The 25,692-nt window shown below is 35.4% G+C and carries 24 protein-coding genes; 13 read left to right on the forward strand and 11 right to left on the reverse strand.

What is annotated here, in order from left to right:
* Nucleotides 1–8: 8 nt before the first annotated feature.
* Complete coding sequence (locus AC1RNE_RS05765; protein WP_492800074.1) at nt 9–1,241, forward strand: restriction endonuclease subunit S; 1,233 nt, start codon at nt 9–11, stop codon at nt 1,239–1,241.
* Between the two features lie 53 nt (nt 1,242–1,294).
* Here AC1RNE_RS05765 and AC1RNE_RS05770 read toward each other — a convergent pair whose 3' ends face one another.
* A complete protein-coding gene (locus tag AC1RNE_RS05770) occupies nt 1,295–2,596 on the reverse strand; it encodes a restriction endonuclease subunit S (protein ID WP_492803607.1) in 1,302 nt (433 codons plus the stop codon).
* Nucleotides 2,597–2,648: 52 nt separating this feature from the next.
* Here AC1RNE_RS05770 and AC1RNE_RS05775 point away from each other — a divergent pair, with 52 nt between their 5' ends.
* The 5 genes from AC1RNE_RS05775 to AC1RNE_RS05795 all read left to right on the forward strand — a co-directional run bounded on the left by AC1RNE_RS05775 (nt 2,649) and on the right by AC1RNE_RS05795 (nt 9,541).
* Nucleotides 2,649–3,572, forward strand: a complete 924-nt coding sequence (locus AC1RNE_RS05775; protein WP_492800075.1) for a tyrosine-type recombinase/integrase — start codon at nt 2,649–2,651, stop codon at nt 3,570–3,572.
* 102 nt (nt 3,573–3,674) lie between these two features.
* Nucleotides 3,675–6,548, forward strand: coding sequence for a type I restriction endonuclease subunit R (locus AC1RNE_RS05780; RefSeq protein WP_492800076.1), 2,874 nt, complete (start codon nt 3,675–3,677; stop codon nt 6,546–6,548).
* Between the two features lie 435 nt (nt 6,549–6,983).
* Complete coding sequence (gene mnmA / locus AC1RNE_RS05785; protein ID WP_309923976.1) at nt 6,984–8,120, forward strand: tRNA 2-thiouridine(34) synthase MnmA; 1,137 nt, start codon at nt 6,984–6,986, stop codon at nt 8,118–8,120.
* A 4-nt stretch (nt 8,121–8,124) separates the two neighbouring features.
* Nucleotides 8,125–8,400 carry an ArsR/SmtB family transcription factor gene (locus tag AC1RNE_RS05790; RefSeq protein ID WP_492800077.1) on the forward strand — a complete coding sequence of 92 codons (276 nt, stop codon included), beginning with the start codon at nt 8,125–8,127 and terminating at the stop codon, nt 8,398–8,400.
* Nucleotides 8,401–8,464: 64 nt separating this feature from the next.
* On the forward strand, nt 8,465–9,541 hold the full coding sequence (locus AC1RNE_RS05795; protein WP_492800078.1) for an alkene reductase: 1,077 nt from the start codon (nt 8,465–8,467) through the stop codon (nt 9,539–9,541).
* 366 nt (nt 9,542–9,907) lie between these two features.
* Here the strand turns inward: AC1RNE_RS05795 and AC1RNE_RS05800 are convergent, their stop codons facing one another.
* A complete protein-coding gene (locus AC1RNE_RS05800) occupies nt 9,908–10,393 on the reverse strand; it encodes a peptide deformylase (protein ID WP_492800079.1) in 486 nt (161 codons plus the stop codon).
* Nucleotides 10,394–10,431: 38 nt separating this feature from the next.
* On the opposite strand from AC1RNE_RS05800, the gene AC1RNE_RS05805 reads away from it, so the two are divergent.
* Both AC1RNE_RS05805 and AC1RNE_RS05810 read left to right on the forward strand, forming a co-directional pair.
* Nucleotides 10,432–11,013 (forward strand): aminotransferase class IV, encoded by a 582-nt coding sequence (locus tag AC1RNE_RS05805; RefSeq protein WP_492800080.1) that lies wholly within the window; start codon nt 10,432–10,434, stop codon nt 11,011–11,013.
* A 970-nt stretch (nt 11,014–11,983) separates the two neighbouring features.
* Nucleotides 11,984–13,243: a hypothetical protein gene (locus tag AC1RNE_RS05810; protein WP_492800081.1), complete on the forward strand. Its 1,260-nt coding sequence runs from the start codon at nt 11,984–11,986 to the stop codon at nt 13,241–13,243.
* A 149-nt stretch (nt 13,244–13,392) separates the two neighbouring features.
* Here the strand turns inward: AC1RNE_RS05810 and AC1RNE_RS05815 are convergent, their stop codons facing one another.
* From AC1RNE_RS05815 to AC1RNE_RS05825, 3 genes are all read right to left on the reverse strand, one after another.
* The gene (locus AC1RNE_RS05815; RefSeq protein WP_492800082.1) at nt 13,393–13,767 is read right to left on the reverse strand and encodes a helix-turn-helix domain-containing protein; all 375 of its coding nucleotides are present in this window, start codon (nt 13,765–13,767) and stop codon (nt 13,393–13,395) included.
* Nucleotides 13,768–13,781: 14 nt separating this feature from the next.
* Nucleotides 13,782–13,928 (reverse strand): type II toxin-antitoxin system HigB family toxin, encoded by a 147-nt coding sequence (locus AC1RNE_RS05820; protein WP_492800083.1) that lies wholly within the window; start codon nt 13,926–13,928, stop codon nt 13,782–13,784.
* A gap of 193 nt (nt 13,929–14,121) precedes the next feature.
* Complete coding sequence (locus AC1RNE_RS05825; protein ID WP_492800084.1) at nt 14,122–15,063, reverse strand: ClpXP adapter SpxH family protein; 942 nt, start codon at nt 15,061–15,063, stop codon at nt 14,122–14,124.
* 187 nt (nt 15,064–15,250) lie between these two features.
* On the opposite strand from AC1RNE_RS05825, the gene AC1RNE_RS05830 reads away from it, so the two are divergent.
* From AC1RNE_RS05830 to AC1RNE_RS05840, 3 genes are all read left to right on the forward strand, one after another.
* A complete protein-coding gene (locus AC1RNE_RS05830; protein WP_492800085.1) occupies nt 15,251–15,544 on the forward strand; it encodes a winged helix-turn-helix transcriptional regulator in 294 nt (97 codons plus the stop codon).
* A gap of 728 nt (nt 15,545–16,272) precedes the next feature.
* Nucleotides 16,273–16,536, forward strand: a complete 264-nt coding sequence (locus AC1RNE_RS05835) for a hypothetical protein (RefSeq protein WP_492800086.1) — start codon at nt 16,273–16,275, stop codon at nt 16,534–16,536.
* A gap of 229 nt (nt 16,537–16,765) precedes the next feature.
* A complete protein-coding gene (locus tag AC1RNE_RS05840) occupies nt 16,766–17,374 on the forward strand; it encodes a class I SAM-dependent DNA methyltransferase (protein ID WP_492800087.1) in 609 nt (202 codons plus the stop codon).
* A 252-nt stretch (nt 17,375–17,626) separates the two neighbouring features.
* Here AC1RNE_RS05840 and AC1RNE_RS05845 read toward each other — a convergent pair whose 3' ends face one another.
* From AC1RNE_RS05845 to AC1RNE_RS05855, 3 genes are all read right to left on the reverse strand, one after another.
* On the reverse strand, nt 17,627–18,412 hold the full coding sequence (locus tag AC1RNE_RS05845) for a sulfite exporter TauE/SafE family protein (RefSeq protein WP_492800088.1): 786 nt from the start codon (nt 18,410–18,412) through the stop codon (nt 17,627–17,629).
* 345 nt (nt 18,413–18,757) lie between these two features.
* Nucleotides 18,758–19,633 (reverse strand): TraB/GumN family protein, encoded by an 876-nt coding sequence (locus AC1RNE_RS05850; protein WP_492800089.1) that lies wholly within the window; start codon nt 19,631–19,633, stop codon nt 18,758–18,760.
* Between the two features lie 237 nt (nt 19,634–19,870).
* Nucleotides 19,871–20,149, reverse strand: coding sequence for a MafI family immunity protein (locus tag AC1RNE_RS05855; RefSeq protein ID WP_492800090.1), 279 nt, complete (start codon nt 20,147–20,149; stop codon nt 19,871–19,873).
* Nucleotides 20,150–20,362: 213 nt separating this feature from the next.
* Here AC1RNE_RS05855 and AC1RNE_RS05860 point away from each other — a divergent pair, with 213 nt between their 5' ends.
* Nucleotides 20,363–21,118: a hypothetical protein gene (locus AC1RNE_RS05860; RefSeq protein WP_492800091.1), complete on the forward strand. Its 756-nt coding sequence runs from the start codon at nt 20,363–20,365 to the stop codon at nt 21,116–21,118.
* Nucleotides 21,119–21,241: 123 nt separating this feature from the next.
* Here AC1RNE_RS05860 and porV read toward each other — a convergent pair whose 3' ends face one another.
* From porV to arfB, 3 genes are all read right to left on the reverse strand, one after another.
* On the reverse strand, nt 21,242–22,357 hold the full coding sequence (gene porV, locus AC1RNE_RS05865) for a type IX secretion system outer membrane channel protein PorV (protein WP_492800092.1): 1,116 nt from the start codon (nt 22,355–22,357) through the stop codon (nt 21,242–21,244).
* Between the two features lie 216 nt (nt 22,358–22,573).
* Entirely contained in the window at nt 22,574–23,614 is a 1,041-nt protein-coding gene (locus AC1RNE_RS05870) for an agmatine deiminase family protein (protein ID WP_492800093.1), read from the reverse strand.
* A 282-nt stretch (nt 23,615–23,896) separates the two neighbouring features.
* Complete coding sequence (gene arfB / locus AC1RNE_RS05875) at nt 23,897–24,319, reverse strand: alternative ribosome rescue aminoacyl-tRNA hydrolase ArfB (RefSeq protein WP_492800094.1); 423 nt, start codon at nt 24,317–24,319, stop codon at nt 23,897–23,899.
* A gap of 166 nt (nt 24,320–24,485) precedes the next feature.
* On the opposite strand from arfB, the gene dinB reads away from it, so the two are divergent.
* Nucleotides 24,486–25,565, forward strand: coding sequence for a DNA polymerase IV (dinB, locus tag AC1RNE_RS05880; RefSeq protein ID WP_492800095.1), 1,080 nt, complete (start codon nt 24,486–24,488; stop codon nt 25,563–25,565).
* Nucleotides 25,566–25,692: the final 127 nt, after the last annotated feature.

Here is a 25,692-nt window from a genome sequence, read left to right on the forward strand (position 1 = left end):
TTACCAAGATGGAGAATAAAAAATTAAAAGTAGGTAATGTCCCTAATAAAGGAAATTTAAACATTCCACGCCTGAGATTTCCGGGGTTTGAGGGGGAGTGGGAAATGAAGAAGTTGGGGGAAGTAGCAACGTTTTCAAAAGGAAAAGGAATTTCCAAAAGTGATATTGAAGAAAATGGGATTACTGAATGTATAAGATATGGTGAACTTTATACACATTACAGAGAAGTTATCAACGAAATAAAATCCAAGACCAATGTAAATAAATCTACTTTAGTGCTAAGTGAAGCGAATGATGTTATAATTCCTGCATCGGGAGAAACAACAATTGATATTGCAACGGCATCATGTGTTTTGAAATCAGGTGTTGCATTGGGAGGTGATTTGAATATAATCAAAACGGATAATAATGGAGTTTTTTTATCCTATTACTTGAATAGCAAAAAGAAAATGGAAATAGCCAATCTGGCTCAAGGAATTTCAGTAGTTCATTTATATTCAAGTCAATTAGCTTCTCTGGTATTAAATTTGCCAAAGTTCGAAGAACAGAATAGAATTTCTAATTTCTTAGCCAAACTAGATGAGAGAATTACAACCCAAAACAAAATAATTGAACAATTAGAAACCTTAATTAAAGGGTTGTGTCAAAAATTATTTAATGAAAAGAAAAATAGTAGTTGGTCAAAACATTATTTAAAAGAAATAATAATAGAAAGAAAGGAATTGAACACAGCAAGCTATTCTGTGCATTCCGTTTCAGTAAGTAAAGGAGTTATCAACCAAATTGAATATTTGGGAAGATCTTTTGCCTCAAAAGATACGTCAAATTATAATGTAGTGCATTATGGTGATATTGTTTACACAAAAAGCCCTACTGGAGAGTTTCCATTTGGAATTATAAAACAAAGTTTTGTAAAAGAAAAGGTAGCTGTTTCGCCACTATATGGAGTTTATAAACCTAAAAGCTTTTATTTAGCTAATATTTTACATTACTATTTTTCTAATCCAGTCAACACAAACAATTATCTTCATAGTTTGATTCAGAAGGGAGCTAAAAATACTATAAATATAACCAATCAGAATTTTTTGAATAAAGAAATATATTTACCAGGGGATGAAAATCAAATAAAAACAATTTCTTTATTATTGAATAGTATAGCTCAAAAAAGTAGTGCTGAGCAAGATGTTCTTAACAAATTAATTCAGCAGAAAAAGTTTTTATTACAAAATCTTTTTCTTTAGAAATTGACGTAATAGGCAAGAAACATTTTTTTATTTTCTTGCCTATAGTTTTTTTAAAGAAACATTTGCTGTAACAGGTATTGTTTTTGTTTTTCAAGCAGTTCTAAGATTTGTTTTTCGGTTTGGATTTTTTTGTCAATTAAAGTAAGAAATGAGGCAATTTGTTTTTGTTCTTCAAGAGAAGGAAACGGTACGGATATTTCTGAGAAATAAGTATAGCTAATCATTTTCCCATCTCGTATTCCTTCAAGTTTCTTATTGAGTAGTTTGATATAATCTGGTGTTTTAAAATAATATTTATAAAAGCCAAGTTCAATCTTAACTTTATTCCTGAGAACAATATATGCTGGACTACAAATGCCTTTATAGTTAGAGTATTCAATACCTCCTTGAAAACTCCTCAAACTAATTATAAAATCACCAGTTTCTACAACTTTATAGGTTTCAATACTTCTATCTGTTACTGTAATTTGATAGTCTATAATATCTCTTGGAATAGCACCTTGTTCTTGTGTAATTGCTAATATTGGCAAATCAGAGTTATGATTTTTATTAGAAATACTATCAAACAATTCTCCTCCGTTTTTATAATCCCATAATGGAAATTCTTTTTCATTAGCGTCTTTTAACTTTATTTTCTGTCTAAATATCTTTTCTTGTAATCCTAGGATTTGGGTTTTAAAATTTTCAATTATTTTGTTTTGGGTTGTTATCCTCTCATCTATTAGCGACAGAAGGGAAACTATTTTTTGTTGTTCAGATATTGAAGGAAAAGATAAATCAATATTAGAAATTCGTCCGACATTTATACTTAGCACTTTCGAACCTTGAGATTCTTTTTGTATTTGTGTTCTGACTAAGTTGGATTGGAATAAACAGCCATTAAAACCCAAATGGAAAATATTGTCTTTTGGTCTTGCTAATAAAGTATGTAATCCTGATAGCAATTTTTCACCATTTACATTTATAATCTCAATACTTTTACCTACATCATTCAAATCTTCGGAAGCATCTGCAAATATAATGTCTCCTTCTTTACAATAATTTTCCTCAGAAATTCTGTCAATATTGATTTCATCATTGATAAAAGGGACTGTTTCATTTGTAATATCAAATAAGGTTTGAAATTTAGTATGAATATCTCCGTAATGGATATTCTTTACAGTTCCTACTTCATAATTCAAATTTTCACGAGAAAAGGAGTTGGTTACTTTAAAATGTGCAATATCCCCAAATCTCTTACTTCCCCACTCTCCCTCAAAGCCTTTAAATCTTAAATTAGGGACATAGATATTTATATCTCTTATTGATAAGATTGGAGAAACTTTTGGCCTCCAATCGAAATCCTTACGTATTTAGTCCTTTTAAGTTTCCTTTGTTCCTTTACAACTTTAATTAAAACAAAAAATGAACAAAAAAAAACTTTCAGAAGTAATCAGTCTATGGAAAACAGACAAAAAACAGTATGTAAAAAAATCAAGCTTTTCGGCTTATATGCTCTTGATTGAAAATCATTTACTGCCCACCTTTGGGGACAAGTCTTCAATTGATGAAGCTGATGTACAAAGCTTTGTGTTCCAAAAACTGGGAACAGGTTTAAGCCATAAGACCATCAAGGATATTTTAATTGTGCTGAAAATGATTCTAAAATTCGGTGCAAAACATAAATGGCTCGATTATACACCTTTTGATATACAGTTTCCCACCGAGCGTGAAAAGCATAATATAGAAGTGCTTACCCGAGCTGACCAGAAAAAAATAATGAACTATATACAAGAGCATTTTACGTTCAGAAACTTAGGCGTTTACATCTGTTTAAGTGCAGGTATGCGTATCGGAGAAGTATGCGCCCTTACTTGGGAAGACATCGATACCGATAACGGCATTATCAGCGTTAATAGAACAATCCAACGTATATATGTAATAGAAGATGGAACTAGAAAAACCGAACTGATTCTGGATACGCCTAAAACCAAAAACTCTATTCGTGAAATCCCTATAAGCAAAGATTTATTGAGGATACTCAAACCCTTTAAAAAGATAGTTAACGCTTCATTCTTTGTTTTAACAAATGATGCCAAACCCACTGAGCCACGTACTTACCGCAGTTATTATAAAAACCTGATGAAAGAACTCAATATGCCCGACCTTAAATTCCACGGATTAAGACATAGCTTTGCAACCCGATGTATTGAAAGTAATTGCGATTACAAAACGGTCAGTGTATTGTTGGGGCATTCCAATATCAGTACTACGCTAAACCTCTACGTTCATCCAAATATGGAACAGAAAAAGAAAGCCATTGAGCAGATGTTCAAAGCACTAAGGTAAGTTTTAGATTATGAATTAGGAGAAATGACATAAGAATACTTTATTTCGTTACATTTGTGCGTAAATAAAACGAACACCATACACTCCTAATTCATAATTATTTTGAGCAAGCAATCCGAACAAATTCTGGAAGAACAACTTATTGTCCAATTACAAAAATTGGGGTATAAATATGTCACCATTGCTGACGAAAAAGGTCTATTAATAAACCTTAAAACACAATTAGAAAAACACAACAATATACAATTTAGCGATGGTGAATTTGAAAAAGTATTAAACATCGTCAATAAAGGTTCTGTATTTGAAAAAGCCAAAATATTACGTGAAAAGAAGCACCATATTATCAGAGATAATGGAGATAATCTATATTTTGAATTGCTGAATGTGGAACATTGGTGCCAGAATGAATATCAGGTAACCAATCAGATTACGCAGGAGGGTAAATATGAAAACCGTTATGATGTTACCATATTGATTAATGGCTTGCCCTTGGTTCAAATAGAACTAAAGCGGAGAGGTTTGGAGATGAAAGAAGCCTTTAACCAGATTAACCGTTATCAAAAACACAGTTTCGGCGCAGGAAAAGGATTGTTTCACTTTGTACAATTGTTCGTTATCAGCAATGGTGTCAATACCAAATACTTCAGCAATTTCGGTACACACAAACAGGAGTATCTTCAAACTTTTCATTGGACGGACGAGCAAAACAATCAGTTGAATAATATTCTGAATGGTTTTACCGATGCATTCTTAGAACCCTGCCACGTCAGCAAAATGATATGCAAGTACATTGTACTGAACGAAACCGACAAACGCTTGATGGTACTGCGTCCGTATCAATATTATGCGGTAGAAAGTATTATTAAAAAGGTAAAGGATAATGAAATTTTGAACGGGTATAACATCGAAAAAAACGGTTATATCTGGCACACAACGGGAAGTGGGAAAACCTTGACTAGTTTTAAAGCAAGCCAGATTTTATCTAAAATTCCGGCTATTAAAAAAGTAGTTTTTGTAGTAGATAGAAAGGATTTGGATTATCAAACCAATCAGGAGTATGATAAGTTTAGTAAAGGTTCGGTAAGTTCGGCAACCAATACCGACGACCTTATTAGAAAATTCAATGACCCAGACCCGAATGCTAGGGTCATCGTTACTACTATTCAGAAGCTGAACAATGCTATTTCGGGTAGGAATTTATTTAAAATGAAAGCTATTCAAAACGAAAGAATGGTTTTTATTTTTGATGAATGCCATCGCTCGCAGTTTGGCGAAACTCATAGCAATATTGTTAAATATTTCAATAATATTCAATTGTTTGGCTTTACGGGTACTCCGATTTTAGCCGAAAATGCCGATGGTGAAAAAACAACCGCAAGCCTTTTCGGAAAATGCCTCCATAAATATGTGATAACCGATGCTATTCGGGATGATAACGTATTAAAATTTTCGGTAGAATATATACAAACTTTTAAGAAGAAAGAACATATCATTGACTTGGACGTGGAAAAAATCAACGAAACCGAAGTCTTTGAAGCTCCCGAACGTAAAGAAGCCATTGCTGATTACATCATTAAATATCACGACCAAAAGACGCAAAACAAAAAATTCTGTGGAATGATGTGCGTACAGGATATTGATGCTGTTATTCAATACTATGAAATTTTCAAACGAAAGAAATTAAATGGGGAACATCATCTGAAAATAGCTACAATTTTCAGCTTCTCTCAAAACGAGGAGGAAATGGAAGAACAGGGTATTCCTCAACTCAATATGGCTGCTGAATCCCAAACTGCATACGGATATAGACCTCACCGCAGAGAATTATTGGAAAATTATGTGCAGGACTTCAACCATTTATTTAGTGAAAAACAAAATATTAAAGACACAGAAGGGTTTTACAATTATTACAATGCTGTAGCAAAAAAATCTAAGCAAAACGAAACAGATATTCTTTTGGTTGCCAATATGTTTTTGACAGGGTTTGATAGTAAGTTTCTGAATACGTTGTATGTTGATAAAAACCTACAATATCATGGACTGATACAGGCGTTTAGTAGAACTAATCGTATTTTAGATAAGAACAAAACACAGGGAAATATCGTGTGTTTTCGTAATCTGAAAGATAAAACCGATGAAGCAATTGCTTTGTTTAGTAACAAAGAAGCCATTGATGAAATCATTGTAGAGCCTTATGAAGCCTATGTAGAAAAATTCAATGAAGCAACTCAGAAGTTATTAGAAGTAGTTTCAAAGGTAGAGGATGTAGATGGGCTATACACAGAAGAAGACAAATTAGAGTTTATTTTGGCTTTTAGGGATTTGATACGCTTACAAAAAAAGATGAGCCATTATACCGAATTTACTTGGGATGATTTGCCTATGGAAGAACAGCTTTTTACGGATTACACTAGTAAATACTTGGATTTAAAAGACAAAATTAACACGGATGATTCACCCCAAAAAACATCTATTCTAAATGATATAGATTTTGAGTTGGAATTAATACGACGGGATACTATCAATGTTACCTACATTCTTCAGTTATTGATTAAGTTCAAATCAAAACACAGTGAGAAAGATAAAGAAAGTATTGAGAAAGAGATTTTCAACTTATTGAACACCGAAGTATCACTAAGAAGTAAAAGAGAATTGATAGAGAAATTTATTCAAGAAAGTCTGCCACATATTAAAGATACTGATACAATTCCTGATGAATTTGAAAAATTCTGGAATGTAGAACAAGAAAAGGCATTGCAAGAATTAGTTAAAACAGAAAACCTTTCAGAAGAAAAAACAAAAAGCGTAATCGACAATTACTTGTTTACTGAACGTAAACCTTTACGAAAGGATATTATTCCACTTCGGATAGAAGGAACACCCAGTGTATTAAAATATAAAGAAACTGCTGACCGAATCTTAAATAAGATTTTGGGATTTGTAGAGACTTTTTTTGAGGGTATATCAGGTAGTTAAACATTCTTTCATAATGTACCTACTTTGGTTATTTATGCTACCTAAACCAAACGAATAAATGTAGGGCTGAATTGCATTCAGCCTATTGTACAATTGGGTAATCTAAACCGTGTTCTGTGTGCCACAGACCACGGTTTAGCTGAATGGTATTATTTTAGGCTAGAAGCCTTTTAATAGTCGTCACTCGCTTGAAGCGAGCGACTGCACATCACAACTCATAAACTCACTAATTCACTCAATCACTAACTCACAATTTCCCATCCGAACCAAAAAATCAGAAATGATGTTGAATATTATTGTAAATTTGTGACATAGTAATTAGTGATTGGTAAATAGTGATTGGAGTATTCGATTTAAATAAAATTCTAATCACTATTTACCAATCACTTAAAAAAACAACCCTTAAAACGTCAGGCCTTGAACCTGAGCAGTACAATGAGCAAACACGGAAGAATATTAGTCGCCATGAGTGGCGGTATCGACAGTTCAGTAGCAGCAGTTATGCTACATGAAGAAGGCTACGAAGTAGTTGGAATGACGATGAAAACTTGGGACTACGCCTCGTCGGGCGGAACCAAAAAAGAAACAGGTTGCTGTTCTCTTGACTCTATCAACGATGCCCGCAACGTGGCGGTATCACTCGGTTTTCCACATTATATTTTAGATATCCGTAATGAATTTGGCGATGCTGTCATTGATTACTTTACGGGCGAATACATCGAAGGGCGTACACCCAACCCATGCGTAATGTGTAATACCCACATCAAATGGGATGCACTTTTGCGTAGGGCCGATAAATTAGATTGCGAATTTATCGCTACTGGTCACTATGCCAATATCCGCGAAGAAAACGGCAGACATATCATTTCAAAAGGAGCTGATACTTGGAAAGACCAAAGCTATGTACTTTGGGGCGTTTCGCAAGAAAGTCTGGCACGTACAAAATTGCCTCTAGGACACCTGACCAAAGCACGCATCAGAGAAATGGCTACCGAAAGAGGATTCATGGATTTGGTGAATAAATCTGAAAGCTACGAAATCTGTTTTGTCCCTGACAACGACTACCGTGGTTTTATCAAAAGAAGAGTAGAAGGTCTGGAAGAGAGAGTAAAAGGCGGTAACTTTTTGGATACCGACGGCAAAATATTGGGCAAACACGAAGGCTACCCATTTTATACCATCGGTCAACGCAAAGGCTTGGGCATTGCCTTGGGTTATCCAGCCTTCGTAACCGAAATCAGAAAAGAAACCAACGAAGTAGTGTTGGGGCGTGATAAAGACTTGGAAAGAGACGGCATGGTAGTAGGGCAATTGAACTTATCAAAATACGCCTCTATCGATAATCCGATTGAAACCATCACCAAAGTACGCTACAAAGATGCCGGTACGCCCGCTACTATTTGGCAAGAAGGCAACAAAATAAAGGCTCATTTTCATGACGCTGTTTCGGGGATTGCTCCGGGGCAAGCGGCAGTATTTTATGAAGGTGACGACGTAGTAGGTGGCGGTTGGATCATGAAATCGTTCAAACAAGATGCTACTTCAGGTATTTTTATGGCTGAAGTAAACTAAAAATATGCAAGAGACCACTCAATTTATTGAAAAAAGCACCAATGCAATAGCTGATAGTTATCGGCTAAAAATCCTATTGGAATTATCCAAAAAAGGAGAAATGTGTTGTCGTGATGTTCAAGAATTGATTGGTCTCTCTCAATCTACCTGTTCACATCATATCGGTCTATTGATTGAAAGCGAGTTGGTGGAATCTAAAAAAGAGGGGAAATTTCATAAAATTTCCCTGAATCGCGAGAATTTTAAAAAACTTTCAGCCTTTTTTCAGGAACTTTCTTAGGTATTTTTGGTTTCTTAACGTATCGAAAAGATTCGATATATTAAGCAATCTAAAAAAAATAACTATGAGTTATCAATTATTCTCTTCTGCCAAACTTGGCAACATTGAATTAGCCAATCATATCGTAATGGCACCCATGACTCGCTCTAGAGCTATCGGCAACATTCCTACAGCGTCAGTGGTTACTTATTATGCACAACGTGCCTCAACAGGGTTAATCATTACTGAGGGTACTTCGCCATCGCCTAATGGTTTGGGCTATGCCCGTATTCCAGGGATTTTTTCGCCTGAACAAATAGCAGGCTGGAAAGCAGTAACCAGTGCAGTGCATGAAAAAGGTGGAAAAATATTTATCCAATTGATGCACTGTGGTCGGATAGCACATCCAGCCAACTTGCCTGAGGGAGCGACTATCGTAGCGCCATCAGCAGTAGCAGCGGCTGGGCAAATGTGGACAGACACAGAGGGAATGCAACCACAACCGACGCCTTCGGCACTAACGATTGATGGTATCAAATTGACAATTGCAGAGTTTGTACAGGCAGCTAAAAATGCTGTTGAAGCAGGGTTTGATGGCATAGAACTTCACGGAGCGAATGGTTATTTGATTGACCAGTTTATCAATACAAAGTCTAACGTTCGTACGGATGAGTATGGTGGTGACATTGCAGGTCGCGCTAAGTTTTTATTAGAAATAGCGGCTCAAACGGTGGAGGCTATCGGTAAAGAAAAGGTGGGTGTGCGTCTTTCTCCTTATGGAGCATTTAATGACGTAGCTATTTTTGATACCATCGACACTGATTATCAATACATTGCAGAGAAATTAAACGAAATTGGCATAGTATACACTCACTTGGTAGACCATTCGTCAATGGGTGCGCCAGCAGTTCCTAAAACTGTGGTGGATAATATTCGTGCTGCATTCAAAGGCACGCTTATTTTGTCGGGTGGATATGATGTAACTCGTGCGGAGGCTGACTTGGAGTCGGGCATAGCAGATTTAATTGCGATTGGTCGTCCATTTATTGCTAATCCTGATTTGGTAGAACGTTTAAAACAAGGTGCTGAACTAGCAACGCCAAATCCTGATTTATTCTATTCTGGTGGGGATGAAGGGTTTATTGATTATAAGAGCCTTTAGGAATACAGTTTTTTTTTACCCGCAGATTTTCAGAGATTTTACTCCGCAGATTTTCGCTGACAAATGATATCAGCGCAAATCTGTGGTATAAATCAGCAAAATCTGCGGGTAAAGTAATATTTTATGCGGAATTATTAACAAGCTGGGGATGAAGGGTTTATTGATTATTAGAGCCTTTAGGAATACAGTTTTTTTTTACCCGCAGATTTTCAGAGATTTTACACCGCAGATTTACGCTGACAAATGATATCAGCGCAAATCTGTGGTATAAATCAGCAAAATCTGCGGGTAAAGTAATATTTTATGCGGAATTATGAGCAAAAATCTCTACTTACGTGTAAAATATTCCACATTCAACCCTTATTATCAGCTTCGCCATTTAAAAGCCTTGTCATCCACGGCCCTCATGGTACATAAAATGCCATTCAGATGGTCGTATTCATGTTGTAAAAGTTCAGACAGAGCATCTTCCATGTGCCAAGTCTGTAATTGCCAATTTTCATTTAAATAATTTATCGTTAGCGACCTGTGCCTTTTTACCTTTACCAAAAGGTTGGGGAAGCTCATACAATCGTCCCAAAGTTCAAACATCTCTTCACTGACATTCTCAAAAACAGGGTTGATAAACACCACAGGTTTATCGATGTTCATATAAATCAGGCGTTTCATAATACCCAATTGTGGTGCAGCGATAGCCCGACCAAAATTGTATTTTGTCCTGATTTCCTCCATCACATTATGCAAATCGGCTACCCATTCTTTCACAAGCGGTAGCTCATCGTGCGTCACGGGTTTCGATATTTCATACAGGCGTGGGTCACCAAGTAACAATAAATCATTCAGATGTTTCATATCTTTGAGGTTGATTGACGAACAGATGTTTACAAGCTATGCAATTATTAGAAACCATACAAATCAAAGACGGGAAATTTCAGCATATAGCCTATCATAATCAGCGATTTAATGCTTCTCGCAAGGCATTATTCCAAATAGATACCGCAGTAAAGCTAGAAGACATCATCCAGATTCCAGAAGATTATCTCACTGGCACTGTGCGTTGTAGGGTATTGTATGAAGCAAATATTCAAGAAATCACCTTTGCTCCTTATATTTTTAAAGATATTCGGCATTTACAAGTAGTAGATGTTCCCACGATAGACTATTCCCATAAATACGCTAACCGACAGGTTTTTGCCGATTTACTACAACAATATCCACAGGCCGATGAAGTAATCATCGTACAAAATGGTTTGATAACCGACTGTACAATAGCCTGTTTAGCTTTTTATGATGGCACGGAATGGTTCGTCCCTACCACTCCCCTATTAAAAGGCACTCGCCGACAGCAATTATTAGAGAACGGGTTGGTAAAAGAAAGAATCATCAAAACTAGTGACCTAAGTACTTTTCAGAAAGTATGTTTAATCAATACTTTTAGGGATTTAGATTTAAGTATAGCGGTAAATTTATAGCCTAAGTAGCACGAGTTTCCAACTCGTAAGTAAATAATATACGAGTTGAAAACTCGTACTACAGTTATTATCAAGGGTACAACTATTTCAATCTTTTCATAATTAGGTTATGTCGTTGGGGTTTGGTCTTTGTTGATAGTCCAGATTGTCCCGAGCTTGGCGTAGTGTTTCACTCCAAATTAATATAGTAGCTCGTACTTCGCCCGCCTCCTGTTTGAATCAATATATTTTTTTGTACCACATCTGCTAAATCTCTGAGAATAACTCAACTACACCTCTATTTTGTCCTGCAAGTGAATAGAATTGCTTATCGACTTCATCGTAAAGATGAATGTCGTATTTAAAATTGGGCCAGCTTTCAAATTGCCAATTATACATAATGAGCCGAATAAAGAAATTAATTGGCTCATCGACAAAAAAGAAGCTTTTGATATTGGTTTGTGAAGGTAAAATAGCGAGTTTGTTTATATGTAGTTGCTAGTGTATTTATATTACTTTGGTCATTAGTTGGCTAAAGTAAAAGAGCATTACTCTTTAAATAATCTGAGGGTGAAGAAACCCTTTGGATACATGGCTTATCACTGATTGATAACTAACATACTTGAAACTTCAAAAAGTAATATTTCAATAATAACGCATATCGAATTATTCTATGGCTTGGACTTTTTAATCATTTCAGTTTCAAACTGAAATATTTCATATAAATACAAGTGACGCTGCTGTTAACACTTGCACTAGTGGGGATAAGATGTTAATTGTGACACTGACAATATTTCCAGCTTCTAATCAGTAAAACTCCATTTTATTATTGTACTTTTGTCACTTAAGTAATCAATACCATTTAAGCAACGTCTTTCATTTTTTGTAAATAACTGATAACTAGCAATTTGCAATACTACCGCCATGGCAGAGCGTTCAACAATCACTATTTACTAATTGTTTTACTATACACTATTATAAACCCACTATTATGTTCTCAAAACTATTAAGTGCCTCAGTATTTGTCTTATTGTTGATATGCCTTTCTTGCTCAAAAAAAATTGACGACCCCAATCCTTCATCCACCATCAGCCAGTTAATTATAGGTACTTGGAAATTCCAGAGTGCCGTAGGTTCGGCAACTGTTGCCAGCAAAAAAATAGATTTAGCTAGTGATTTAGAACTAACCGATAAAACTGGAAATACACAAACCTTCAAAAAAACAGTAGCTTGGGTTTTTAGTGAAAACGGCAAAGGTACACAAGATGGCGTAGCTTTTACTTACAAAATCGAAGATAAAACCATCATCATCACCAAAGCCAACAAGATATTTAGCTTAACAGCCTCAGTCAATAATAATCAGCTAGACATCACCGAAACAGAAACGGGTATAAAATCTATTCTTGAAGATTACAATGCCCTTTTACTAACCACCAATGCCGTAACAGCTTATAATAGAACACAAAGCTATAAATCATTAGCAGATATTCTGGCCACGAATGGCACACCAGGCTGTCTAGTAAAAACGATTACTTCAATAGCAGGAGATACTAAAAATGTACGGGAATATACTTATAATGACGAAAACAAAGTAATTGCTGTTATATACAAGACCACCGATTTACTAAACAATACCCAGACTACTAACCAATATAGATATGAAGAGGAACGTTCGAACCTTGGTTCAGATACTAAACCTTCTATCAAAATATATATCAATAACCAACCTCTGACTAAACTTTATTGTGATAAAAATGGCAGGGTAAATCGTATGGAAATTTTTGGTAACTCTTCCGATAAATACCCTAATACTATCATTACACAGGAATACGATAGTAATAACAATCATATTAAATCAGATTATGCCTATTATGATACACAAACGGGTGAAAAAAATTCTTTCTTTATAATTTATAATTATGAATATTCAAATGGCAATTTATCTAAATCTTACTCATCTCATAGTTTTACGCCAAAGTATCTTTCTTTTGAAGTAACTGCTTGGACACCAGAGGTAAGAAAAACAAAAAGTGTTTATTTATTCAATTATGGTAATGTTAACACTGATTATAATCAAAATAATTACCCTCTGAAAAGAGCTAATTATAATAGCTTGGGGAACCCTACACTCGAATATAATTATACCTATACTTTTGATAGTAAGGGTTACCTCCTTACTGAGAAAACCATAACTGCTCATAATTCAAAAATCATCGATTCAAGTACGTATGAATATTTTTCGTGCAAATAAAATGTTTGAATGCTAAGATTGATACATAGAAAATGATAAAAAAATAACGTTTATGAAGTTTTCACCCTTGATTTTGTCATAGAAATCGAGGGCGAAACGCGTATCGAATTACTATTTTTTACCTGACACACTTTAATGAATAGTCTCTGTTAAGCAAATAGAACTTCTGCAGATATTCCTAACCCATAATGAATTTTTTTAGCCATTTCAAAAGTCAAGGGTCTTTTGCCATTCAATATCTCTGATACTCTACTACTGCTTCCAAAGTAAATTGCTAAATCTTTTCTTTTTAATCCTTTTTCTTCAATTTTTTGTTTTATGGCTTCTATAACGTTGGGAGGCTCAATTGGATAATGTTCAGCTTCGTAGCTTTCCACTAAAATAGAATCCAATTCTAAAACTTGCTCTTCTGGGCTATCCTCTAAACAATCAATCAGACTATCTATAATTTTCAGATAGCTCTTATACTGTTCTTTTGTTTTGATGGGTTTTAGTTCAGCCCTGATTTGTGCTAATGTTTCCATATTCTGATTGTAAACTAAATTTCTCGTATATTTTCTATTTTATCGTATTCTTTGTGTGTACCAATAAATCTAATATATACAGTTTTTAATTTGTACCGAAACAATGCTATCAATCTGTATTTGTTTCTACAAATATTAAATACTATTCTGTTGTTTCCCACGCTTGGCGTAGTGTAACACTACGCCAAGGTATGGTTTAGAATTGAAGGATGGATGTAGCACGAGTTTTCAACTCGTGGAATAATGTACGAGTTGAAAACTCGTACTACATTTGTAAAGCAAAAGTGCTTCAAACTAATAAAGGTCTGAAGCACGTATGAAGGGTACAACTATTTCAATCTTTTCATAATTAGGTTATGTCGTTGGGGTTTGGTCTTTGTTGATAGTCCAGATTGTCCCGTTCTTAATGTTTGCTCTACTGAGTTTGCCTTGTGTCGTTAGCTGTTGTAATAACATTTCGCTATCGGACTTTGTATTACCACTTAATTCTGCAAATTCTCGGGTTGTTAAACGTGGATACTTGTTAAATAAATATTCCCAGCTAGTATCATATTGATATTTTGTAGCTTTTGGGAATGTCTTTAATATGGCATTTTCAAAAGCTTGGTAAGGTCTGAAACCATATACTGTTTGTGTTTTTAGGTGAGAGTCATCCGAGAAAAACAACGTCGGGAAGCCTCGTACGCCTAGTTTTTGAGCCAACGCCAAATCTTCCTGAAACAAATCTTTGGCTTTGTTTTCATAATCATGCTTCAATAGTTGGCTATCCAAACCTACCTCGTTGGCGGCCAAGCTAAGGTGTGCCCAGTTAGTAATATTCTTCTTTTCTAGAAAAACCATTTCCCTTATCCTCCTCATGAACAACACAGCCTTTGCTTCATCCTGTAGCTGAGCGGCTTTGAAAGCTATTGAAGGCGGAAAAGATGAATGTAGCGGGTCTTCTAGCCAGACATCCCCGTCGATAGGCATATCATAATACTCACTTACTTCATCCCAGTGGTGTGCCACATCAGAGGGCTTTGCGATGCCTCCACTGTTAAAATAATTCCAATTGGGTAGCAGTCCACCCATACGGTACTCAATTTCAACAACTGTTTCGTATTCGAGTTTAAGTTTTCGTAACTGAGGCTCGATACCCCAGCACGAAGAACAAATTGGATCAGTGAAATAGATTATCTTAACAGATTTTTTAGGTTTAGAGGTAATATCTTGATGTTCGTCGGTTGTGTATGTGATAGGCATTTCACACATTCCATTTTCTATGTCACACAAAAGTGGATTATTGTTTTTAATCATTTCTTAGGTCAATAGTTTGTTGTTACTAAAATGTTGTTATCGAAATTGCACTCAGATTGCTTTTTGTTGTCTTTTACCTTTTTAAAGCACTCTGTATCTTTTAAAGTTGTAATTTCGTTGTAAAGTTGAACACAATATAAACACCAATCAATTAGTCAGAAAAAGCTGACTACTAAAAAGATTAAACATGGAGCCCGAGAATAATTGCCCTGCCGAAGGACTTTTAAAAATACTAACTGGCAAATGGAAGCCACAAATATTCCGCCAAGTGCTCGAAGGACCTGTCCGTTTCAATTCACTACTCCGCCAAATAGAAGGTTCGAACAAGCAGTCGATAGCAGTTGCCCTGAAAGAGCTAGAAGAACAGGGATTATTAGATAAAATCGTTGTAAAGCTAAAGCCTTTGCATGTAGAATATACCTTGTCTGAAAAAGGGGAATCACTCATTCCTATCTTTCATCAATTAGAGACTTTGTTGTAGGGTAAACCTGTAAAATTCCTTGTAGATTAATGTAAATTACTTAAATGTAGGGCTGAATTGCACTCAGCCGTTTCCGATAAAGGCTGAATGCAATTCAGCCCTACGTTAATCTATACCTCTGCTTGTTGAAGTATATTAATTTAGAACAGCTTGGAATAGCGATTATTCAAAGTTAAGACATGCGATAAACTTTATTAACTATTAAAATGGGAAAAAAAAGTTTTTATAAATTGATAGGTATTATAGCTCTATCATTTTCATTTTTTTTACAATATAATACCCCTATTGGAATATTCCATGAAATGGATCTTTATGCTTCAGTAGATTGGAGTAATATTTATTATGTACATACACAAAGTCCGTGGTATCAAATCACTTTTTTATATACCCTACTTTTTATTAGAATAAGTCTTCTTATTTCTTTATTTTATCAATTAAGACGCATTTTCAAAGGAGTAATAATTTTCAGTTTAATACTTAATTTAATAGCTGGAATTAATTTAAGGTTAGGAAGTTTCTGGCTTATTTGGAGGTTATATGTTCCCTTTTTAATAATAATGATATTGTGGGTTGTTTTGTCCTTTAAATTTATACAGGAAGAAGAACTATGAAGAATAAACAAAGTTTTGGTAATAGCCTACTCTTACTGCTTCACGAAGTCAGAGACTTTGTGAGAGCGAGTTATCAATATAATCTGTATATTTGATTTATGATAAAACAACAATAATATGCTTACAGCCATAGAAGGTATTTATGATAATGGTCAGATAATTCTAAAAGAAAAATCAGCTCTTACCCATAAAGTAAAGGTATTTGTGATGTTTATGGAAGAGGAAGTTTTAGAGCAACTAGAAGAGACTCAGGTAATGGTTTCTGGTGCTTCTATTAAAGGTACTTTGCGAGGAGCTTGGAAAAATATCGACTCAAAAGATAAAGAAGATATTAAAAATCACTTTGAAAGTCTCCGAAATGAATGGGAAAGAGATAATTAATTGATACCAATATTGTAACAAAATATTTTGAAGAAACACTTTCAGTACATGGTTTATCACTAATTGATAAAATACCTACTCACTAGCATTTTGCTAAATTTCCTCGCTTGACGAAGTATAAGAATTGGAATAGCGGGCGGTGTCAGTAGTACGAGTTTTCAACTCGTACATTATTCCACGAGTTGAAAACTCGTGCTACTATTGATGCATTAAATCACTCAATAATTATATGGAACAAGGGGAAAGAAATAACGTTTATGAGGTTTATGATAAAATAGCTACGTGGTTTGCTGAAAATAAAGGCGATAGTTTAATAGAAAAACATTGCCTTGACGATTTAATACAGCATTTGCCTGTGGAAGGCACTGTTTTAGATGTTGGCTGTGGAACAGGAAAGCCCATTCTGGAATATCTTATTAGTAAAAATCTACATGTTGTTGGCGTAGATGCCAGTAGCAAAATACTCGATATTGCTAAGGCTAACTTCCCATCAACAACATTTATTTTACAAGATATGCGGTTGCTGGATATAGATAAGAAATTCGATGCTATTATTGCGTGGCACAGCTTCTTTCATCTTCCTGCCACTGACCAACCATTGATGTTTGCCCTTTTTCAAAAACACCTAAATCCTAATGGTATTTTACTTTTCACTACTGGCACAGAACATGGCGAAGCTTGGGGAATGAATGGTGGCGAAAACCTATTTCATGCTTCCTTAGATTCAAAAGAATATGAAAGACTCCTGAACGAGCATCATTTTAAAGTATTGAAACATGTTATTAACGACCCAAATTGTGGTAATGCTACCGTCTGGATGGCACAGTATTTACCGTAATAGAGAAGAAACAAACATTAGTCATCCCTAATTTTCTCATAAATTAGTAAATTTAAAAAAAATTAGAGATTTTTGGATTTATAGTTACCCTTACTTTTTGTCTTGATACAAAAAGTAACAAAAAAATCAAGAATTCCTAAACTCGCTCCGCTCAAACAGTAGGAATTCGGGGAAAATTAATCACAAAAAAGCGGTCAAAATTAGTTTTTTTGACCGCTTTTTTGTGATTTTAAAATTCGGGATGACTCATATTTAGGCTGTCTTCCAAATGTCATAGCCAAATCTGGCGATAACGGCTGTTACTACTATCAGAAAGAAGATTCTTACAAAGGAACTACCCTTTAATAATGCTAATCTTGTCCCTATTATCGAGCCTGCAATATTGGCAATGCCCAGTGGAATGGCTACTTGAAAAAGTACATCGCCCGACGACATAAAGAAGATAATCGCAGGAATATTGGAAGCACAATTCAGTATTTTAGCATAGGCGGAAGCATGGAGGAAATCTAATCCAAAAATAGAAACAAAGGCAAAAATTAAGAAACTGCCCATTCCTGGCCCGAAAAAGCCATCATAGAAACCAAGGATAGCTCCTGTGAGTAATGCCCCTATCAAAAACTTTTTACCATCATATTTAGGGGTATGGTCGGTGCCCAAATCTTTTTTCAGAAAAGTATAAATCAACACAAGTACCAACAATACTAGAATAATAGGTTTGAGTAGGTTTTTATCTAAGGAGGTAACCAGCCTAGCTCCCATCAAAGCAAATAAGCTGGTGACTATTATCGCTGGCACAATTACCTTCCAATCCACTTTTACCTTCCGTACATATTGTGATGCCGACACCAATGTGCCCGACACAGAGGCTAATTTATGCGTCCCCATAATGGTAGGAATGGCATAATGGGGAAGAAAAATCAATAAGGCTGGTAGTTGAATTAGCCCTCCTCCACCAACGATGGCATCAATAAAACCTGCCAAAAAAGCAAAACAACAGAGCAATAGTAATGTTTGGAGTGTAATATCGTCTAGTAGCATATTTTAAAATCGCACCTACCTATATCAAAGATATAGTTGGTAATATATTGAATAATAATCAGTTAGTTATCAAAAACAATTATATTTTAAAGCTTATATAATTCGTTTTGCATGGCTAAAGTTATGATTATTTTGTGGGATTTTTATTGGGTGTAGAGATTATTGGTTTAATGAAATTATTCCATTGTTTATTGACGATATTGGACTTGCATGGTGGACGAATGCAATTCGTCCCTACGGAATAGCTTGGTGCTTCGGAGTTTGGAACATTATAAATCATCAGCAGTCTTCGATTTGCTGATACTAGTCTGCTACCTGTGTAAAACAGTAAAAAGGCTATTATACTTATTTGATTTTATTAAGTCTTATTGGTTCTACCTTATACCCTTTACTGCGTAGTAATGCTATTAACCCAGTTTTGTATTGTAAATGCCCAAGTCCTACGGCAATGAAGCAAGAGCCTTCTTTGGTCTTACTGATAATCTTAGGAAGCCAAATTTGATTTCTTTTTATCGTACCCTCCCTAATCCATTCTTCTTTTGGTTCTTCATTTAGCGCCATATCTGCCTGCATAGATTTTTTGTAGAGGGCTTCGTCCAACGTTTTAATGTTTATCAGACGATTAACATTCACTTTGGTCTCAATTAAATATACTAAAGTCTTTGCCGCTGTTTTATAATCATACTTTTGGGCTGACTCAGCCATTTCTACAGGTTCATCCAAACCGAACGTATTTTTCTTCAGGCTATCTTCCATATACGTATGAATATATTCATCGAAAAACATAGCCTGATTTTTGGTTTCTTCTTCATTCAACATTACAACAGCCTGCAACATCGCCATTAATGATGCATCATTATTATGCGGTTTGATACTTCCAAAGGGTGATTTGGTAAAAAAACTATCTACTAAGGCGTATTCTTGGGCTGTAAAAATAGCATCCAAAGGTGGGGTTTTAATATCTGCATATTCAACATTTCCAATCGCATTCTCTGACTTTTCAAATATGCCATATTGGCAACTGTTCATAATGCTTTTTAGCTGAGGGAAGCTGTCTATCAATTGAAAACTTACGGTATGAAACGTCCCAAATAGATAGGATGTCGACGGGAGGTTGTTCCCTGTTATTTTCCAAAGTACCGATTCTTTTTTTTGGGCTGTCGCTAGAGCAGGGACTAATAAAAGTAAGAATATGATGGATTGGTTTATTTTCCTTGACATAGCTATTATAATTAGTTTAAATCAGTAGGGTCGTATTGCATACGACCTTTTGGCGAACAATAATAGGACGAATTGGACGACGAAAAGGACGAATGCAATTCGTCCCTACTTTTTTTTATGCTTTACAATAAAGATATGAGACGGTAACTGCAAGGGTTACCGCTAATGTCGTCCTAATCTTGAGTTTTGTTTAGCACTTAAATTAAAGTAGTGGAGGAATAATTTTATCACTTCATCTTATACAGACTTAGGAATATTTTCCCTTATCAATTCTTTCATAAAACAATAACTATCTTGAACCAAATTTATACTTTCTCCAATCTTGGAAATTGATTTATAAATCTCATTATCTATTTTAATATCGTCCTCATACATTTGTGTTATTATTGTCTCAAAGCACAAACCGAACTCATTATGTAGTAAATAATCTTTAGCATTTCTCAAATCATTCTCCTTTAAACCAAGTATTTTTGCAACTTCAATTAGTTTTAATAAGTCGTTTATTAATATTTTCATTGTATTATTTAATTGGAACAGCTTGGGTATATATAAGACGAGTTTTCATTTCATATACTGCTATTTCACCCCTAAAGGGTAACACATGTCAAAAAATAGAGTGGATTACTTTCTTGTGAATTATTACCATTTTCCATAGTTGATTTATGGTTATTTTTCTTAATTTGTTTAATTAAACGGATTGAAGTATGCTACCTAATAAATAATGACTATATGAATAATGCAATTTATGCTATTTTTTTTACTTTCTTACTGATTTCTTGTAAAGACAAACAACAAGAACAAAAAGCGCTGGTTGAAAATGACACTACTGCTGTGCAAAGTACTGAGGAAATTATATATACAGAAAACAAATTCCGAGATACTATAAAAGTTGATTATTCAATGCATAAGGATTTACTGCATATTCTAACTATTTTACCAGATAGTGCAATGCGTAGTTGGGAATGGAAACCTAATGACAGAAGAGCATTTGTGAAATTCATAAAGCAAAACAATTTTGTTGTTGATACTACGGAATATTTTAATATAACGTTTATAAAACCTAATACAATTAGTATGATTATAGTTGATGGCGGTTGGAAGTTATCAATTTATAAAATAAAGCCAAACAATTATATCGTTATCACAGATGATATTGTTGGAGGCGGAAACGATTTAATGGTATTTGAATACGACAATGGGAACCTAAAAGCTATTAAAGTTGAAGACTTCTTTGGTGATATTTTTTCGGAATTATTAAATAACAAAAACGATTCAAAATGTACAGCGTTGCTGAACGAAAAATCACCTTGGTTTGATTATAATCTGCAAGACACTACAAAAGTAGAAATAAGTAATAGTTACGATATCAGAGAAAAGGATAGGAAACATTGTTTTAAAGGGAATACGTTAAACTGTCAATTTAACCCAACTACTAAAAAGTTTGACCTAGTAGGTATAAAGTGGACTGAATACAAGGAGGAATAATGCACTTAGTTGTAGGGTCGTATGGCATACGACCTTTTGGCGAACAATAATTAGTACGAATAGGACGACGAAAAGGAAGAATGCAATTCGTCCCTACCAGTTTTGTGATTTATAAACCTACGCTTATTTAATTCTTGAAAAATTAAAACCTACTGAAAGTATCAATGTGTTGCCAATTATACTGTTATTATTGTCAATTGAATAAGCAACATCCAGATTTACCAATTTCTTAATTAAAACCCCAGTCCCCAATGTTGTAAAATTACGATTGCCCTTGTCTTGGGCTTCTATAAATTTACCTGCTCTTAAAAACAAAAAATCATTATAGCTATACTGCATTCCCAACGACCACACTATTTCTCTTAGTTCTTCACTTAGTCCACCTGGGGCATCAGAAAATGAAGCTACGATTCCTTGCAATGCTGAATCTTTATAATGCTTACTATTCCATGTTGGTATCAGTAATTTATTGGCATCTACCGTAAACGACATCTTATTTTTGGCATCAAGCCTATAGGTAGGTACTATCCCTATTTTTAGATTAGTGGGTAAAAAACTCTCTTGTGAGGTAAAAACATCTTTAACTTTCCCGCCAATATTAGCGATATTAAAGCCGTAGTTAAACGTAAATTTTTTAAAGACATCTGTATCAACGTGTGCCAAACTAATATCAAATGCCAGATTAGTATTAGAAGAAGCCATATTTGTGTTAGATCCAACATCCATTGTGTGTTCAGATAAGTATTTCATCCCCACAGCCATAGATAATTTGTCTGAAAAGCGTCTGGAATAATTCAGTCCTACAGCCCAGTTGTTTGCATTAATCTCTTCAAGGAGTTGTCCTACAGCATTAGTAGGTTGAAAAGTACCACTTCTAAAATAGGTGATATTACTTGATAACACACTCTTTTTATCGATTTGATAATATCCTCCACCTTGCCAAATAAACATATCGCTCACAAATTTTCTGAGCCAAGGTGTGTAACCCACAAATAGTCCAGTCCTATTAGGAGAATGTACCAACATAGCAGGATTTAAGAAAGTAGCGGTTTCATCCTTAAAGAGTGCCATTCCGCCATATCCCAAAGAAGTAGTTGCAGCATCAATAGGGCTGAAAAGTGCAAAAGAATATGATGGTGCAGGGACATTAATAAAGCCTTGCGTAGGAAGTGTTGTTTGTGCCTTTATTGATTGTGTAAAACTAGCAATAAGCGTGAACAATAATAGTGTTTTTTTCATGGTTAAATAGCTTACTCCTCTCTTGTTATAATGATGATTCTCTTTTTTCAGAGAAAAGATAATTTTATACAACGAGCCGTTGGTAAGCTTTGTAGTGTTTATTAATTAGTGATAGATTTTTATTTTTAAAATAGTAGGGTCGTATTGCATACGACCTTTTGGCGAACGAATAATAGGACGACGAAAAGGACGAATGCAATTCGTCCCTACCGATGTTTAAACCGCTGGTTCTTGTTGAGATAAACAGTGGAAACTGCCTTGTCCCCAAATAATATCTGTCGCATCTAAGCCAATTACTGGGCGGTCTGTAAAAAGCCCTGAGAGGATATCTAACGCTACATCATCATTTTTACATTGATATGTCGGAACGATTACGCCAGCATTGGTTATCAAGAAGTTGGCATACGAGCCCGGTGTTCTGAACTCATCAATCACTACTGCCGAGGGCATTGGTAATTCTACTACATTCAGTTGCTTGCCATTTACCAAACGCATCTGTTTTAATAGCTGTAAATTATCGTTCAATACTTCGTAATTATCATCGTTTTTGTCATATTCAACGGCTGCTATTACGGTATCGGCATTGACAAAACGGACAGTATCATCCACATGACCGTCGGTATCATCCCCTACTATGCCATCGTTTACCCATAACACCTGTTCTTGTCCGTAGAAATCACATAGGTATTGTTCTATTTGGGCTTGGTTCAGATGTGGATTTCTATTAGGGTTCAACAAACATGAGCGACTGGTCAGTACTGTGCCCGCTCCGTTAAATTCTACCGACCCGCCTTCCATAATAATGCCGGGGGTTACGCTATTTAAGCCACGGTATTCGGCAATTTTGGTAGGCAAATTGTTATCATCATCAAATGGAGGATATTTTCCGCCCCAAGCGTTGTATCCCCAATTCACAATCATGCGTTGCTTAGTATCTGGATTAATCAAAAACGCAGGACCGTGGTCTCTGCACCAAGCATCGTTGGTGGGGTTTACTAATATTTCTATTTGCGAAAGTTCAATATCATATTTCGGTAATTCATTCAAAATGAACGATTTAAGGGTTTCGTCATTTACATTCAAGCAAACCTTTTCACCTTTAGCAATCGCCTTGATAAAATTAAAATATTGTGGGTACATTTTGGCTAGTTTGTCACCTTGCCAAGAGTGGTCGTTGTGCGGAAAAGTAAGCCAAGTTGCTACGTGTGGATGCCATTCGGCAGGAAAAAAGTATCCTTGTGATTTTGGAGTAAGCATTTGTGTCTGTTTTAAGGTGCAAAAATAGGGATTTATCTTTAAAGCTGTAAGCATTAGGCTATAAGCTTTAAGCTATCGGATGTCAGATTTCGGCTATCTGCCTTCGGTGTCAAGTCCTTAAACAATAAATCTTGTGTCTTGAGTCTTACGTCTAGTATCCTAAAGTCTAAAAATCCAAAAGTCCTAAAGTCTAATTTCCTAAAGTCCTACAACAAAAAAAATCTTGTGTCTAAAATCTTCAAGTCCTAAAGTCTAATAATCCTAAAGTCCTACAATCAAAACTCATTCTTCAAAAGAAATCCCTCTTCTATTCACTTTTTTGATGGAAGCGATTTTTTTTGTTTTGAGTCTATCCATTTTAGAAGCCAAAGTTGGTTGACTGGCTTTGCGTTTTTTGGGTACGAACAAAGCCTTTTTTAGTAAATCCATAAACTTTTTAATCGCCAAATGTTTGTTTCGAAGTTGAGTACGTTCTTCTTGCGAAACAATGATTAGTTCACCCTCAGAATTAATTTGGTTTTTAAGTTTTTCTTGAAGCGTATTTTTCTGAATTTCGTCTAATAAAACGGAATTGATTATATTGAATCGGAGTTCTACCTTGGTAGAAACCTTATTAACATTCTGTCCACCAGCTCCACCACTTCTTGAGGCTTGGAATTGGAATTCTGGACTGAAATCTTGTTTAAATAATTGGTCGAGAGACATTTTTTTTAATGAGTGAATTGTGAATGAGTGAGTTAGTGATTGATATAAGCTATCAGTCATCAGATATCGGCTTTCTATTGTCAGTAAATCGTTTGTGAAAGCTGACGACTGACATCCGAAAGCTGAAAGCTCATAGCTTATTGCTTACAGCCGAAAGCCCCAAACAATGCCCGAAACAAACATACGAAAAATAATTCATATTGATATGGATGCCTTCTATGCTTCTGTAGAGCAAAGAGACAACCCTGCCTTGCGTGGAAAACCCGTCGCAGTGGGTGGCTCGCGTGAGCGTGGCGTGGTGGCAGCAGCCAGTTATGAAGCTCGTAAGTTTGGCGTACGTTCGGCGATGTCGTCGATGATGGCAGCACGAAAATGTCCGAATTTAATTTTTGTCAAACCTCGTTTTGAAAGCTACAAGACTGTTTCCAAGCAAATCAGAGAGATTTTTGCGGAATATACTCCTCTGATAGAGCCCCTGTCGCTAGACGAAGCTTATTTAGATGTTACCGAAAATCTAAAGGGCATAGACTCTGCCACGGAAATAGCCAAAGAAATTAGGGCAAAAATCAAAGAAAAAACACAACTAACGGCCTCCGCAGGGGTGTCGTATAATAAATTCTTAGCCAAATTAGCATCCGACTACAAAAAGCCTGATGGCCTCTTTGTGATAAAACCTAACCAAGGCGAAAAATTTGTAGAGCAATTAGAAGTATATCGTTTTCATGGCATAGGTAGGGTAACGGCCGATAAAATGAACAAAATGAATATTTTTACGGGTCTGGATTTACGCCAATACGACGAAGCTTTTCTGACCAAAAACTTCGGCAAGGCAGGGAAATATTATTATAACATCGCCCGTGCGATAGACAATCGCCCCGTGAATCCTGAAAGAATCAGGAAATCGGTGGGGTCAGAAAATACCTTTTGGCGAGATTTAGAAACCAGCGTAGAATTAGAAGCGGGATTAAAACCTATTATTGACGACGTCTGGAAATACTGCGACCGTACTCATATCTATGGCAGAACGGTAAACTTAAAGGTAAAATACAATGATTTTCAGATTATCACACGGAGCAGAACGACGCTCTCTCCTATTTTTGACAGTACCTTTTTTGAAAAAATAGCCTTTGAATTATTGGAACAATTATATCCCGTTCCAAAGGGTGTAAGACTATTGGGTATTTCTTTATCAAACCTAGAGTCGGCCGATGAGATGGTGGGGAAACAGTTGACTTTGGAGTTTTAAAAATAGACCACCAGTAGCACGAGTTTCCAACTCGTGTATTAGCTAGCGTACGAGTTGAAAACTCGTGCTACTGTACCGTGGCTGGTCTATCGAACACGGAAGTCAAAAGTAGGGCTGAATTGCATTC

This window comes from Arcicella sp. GW822-FHT02H01 (assembly GCF_058802005.1).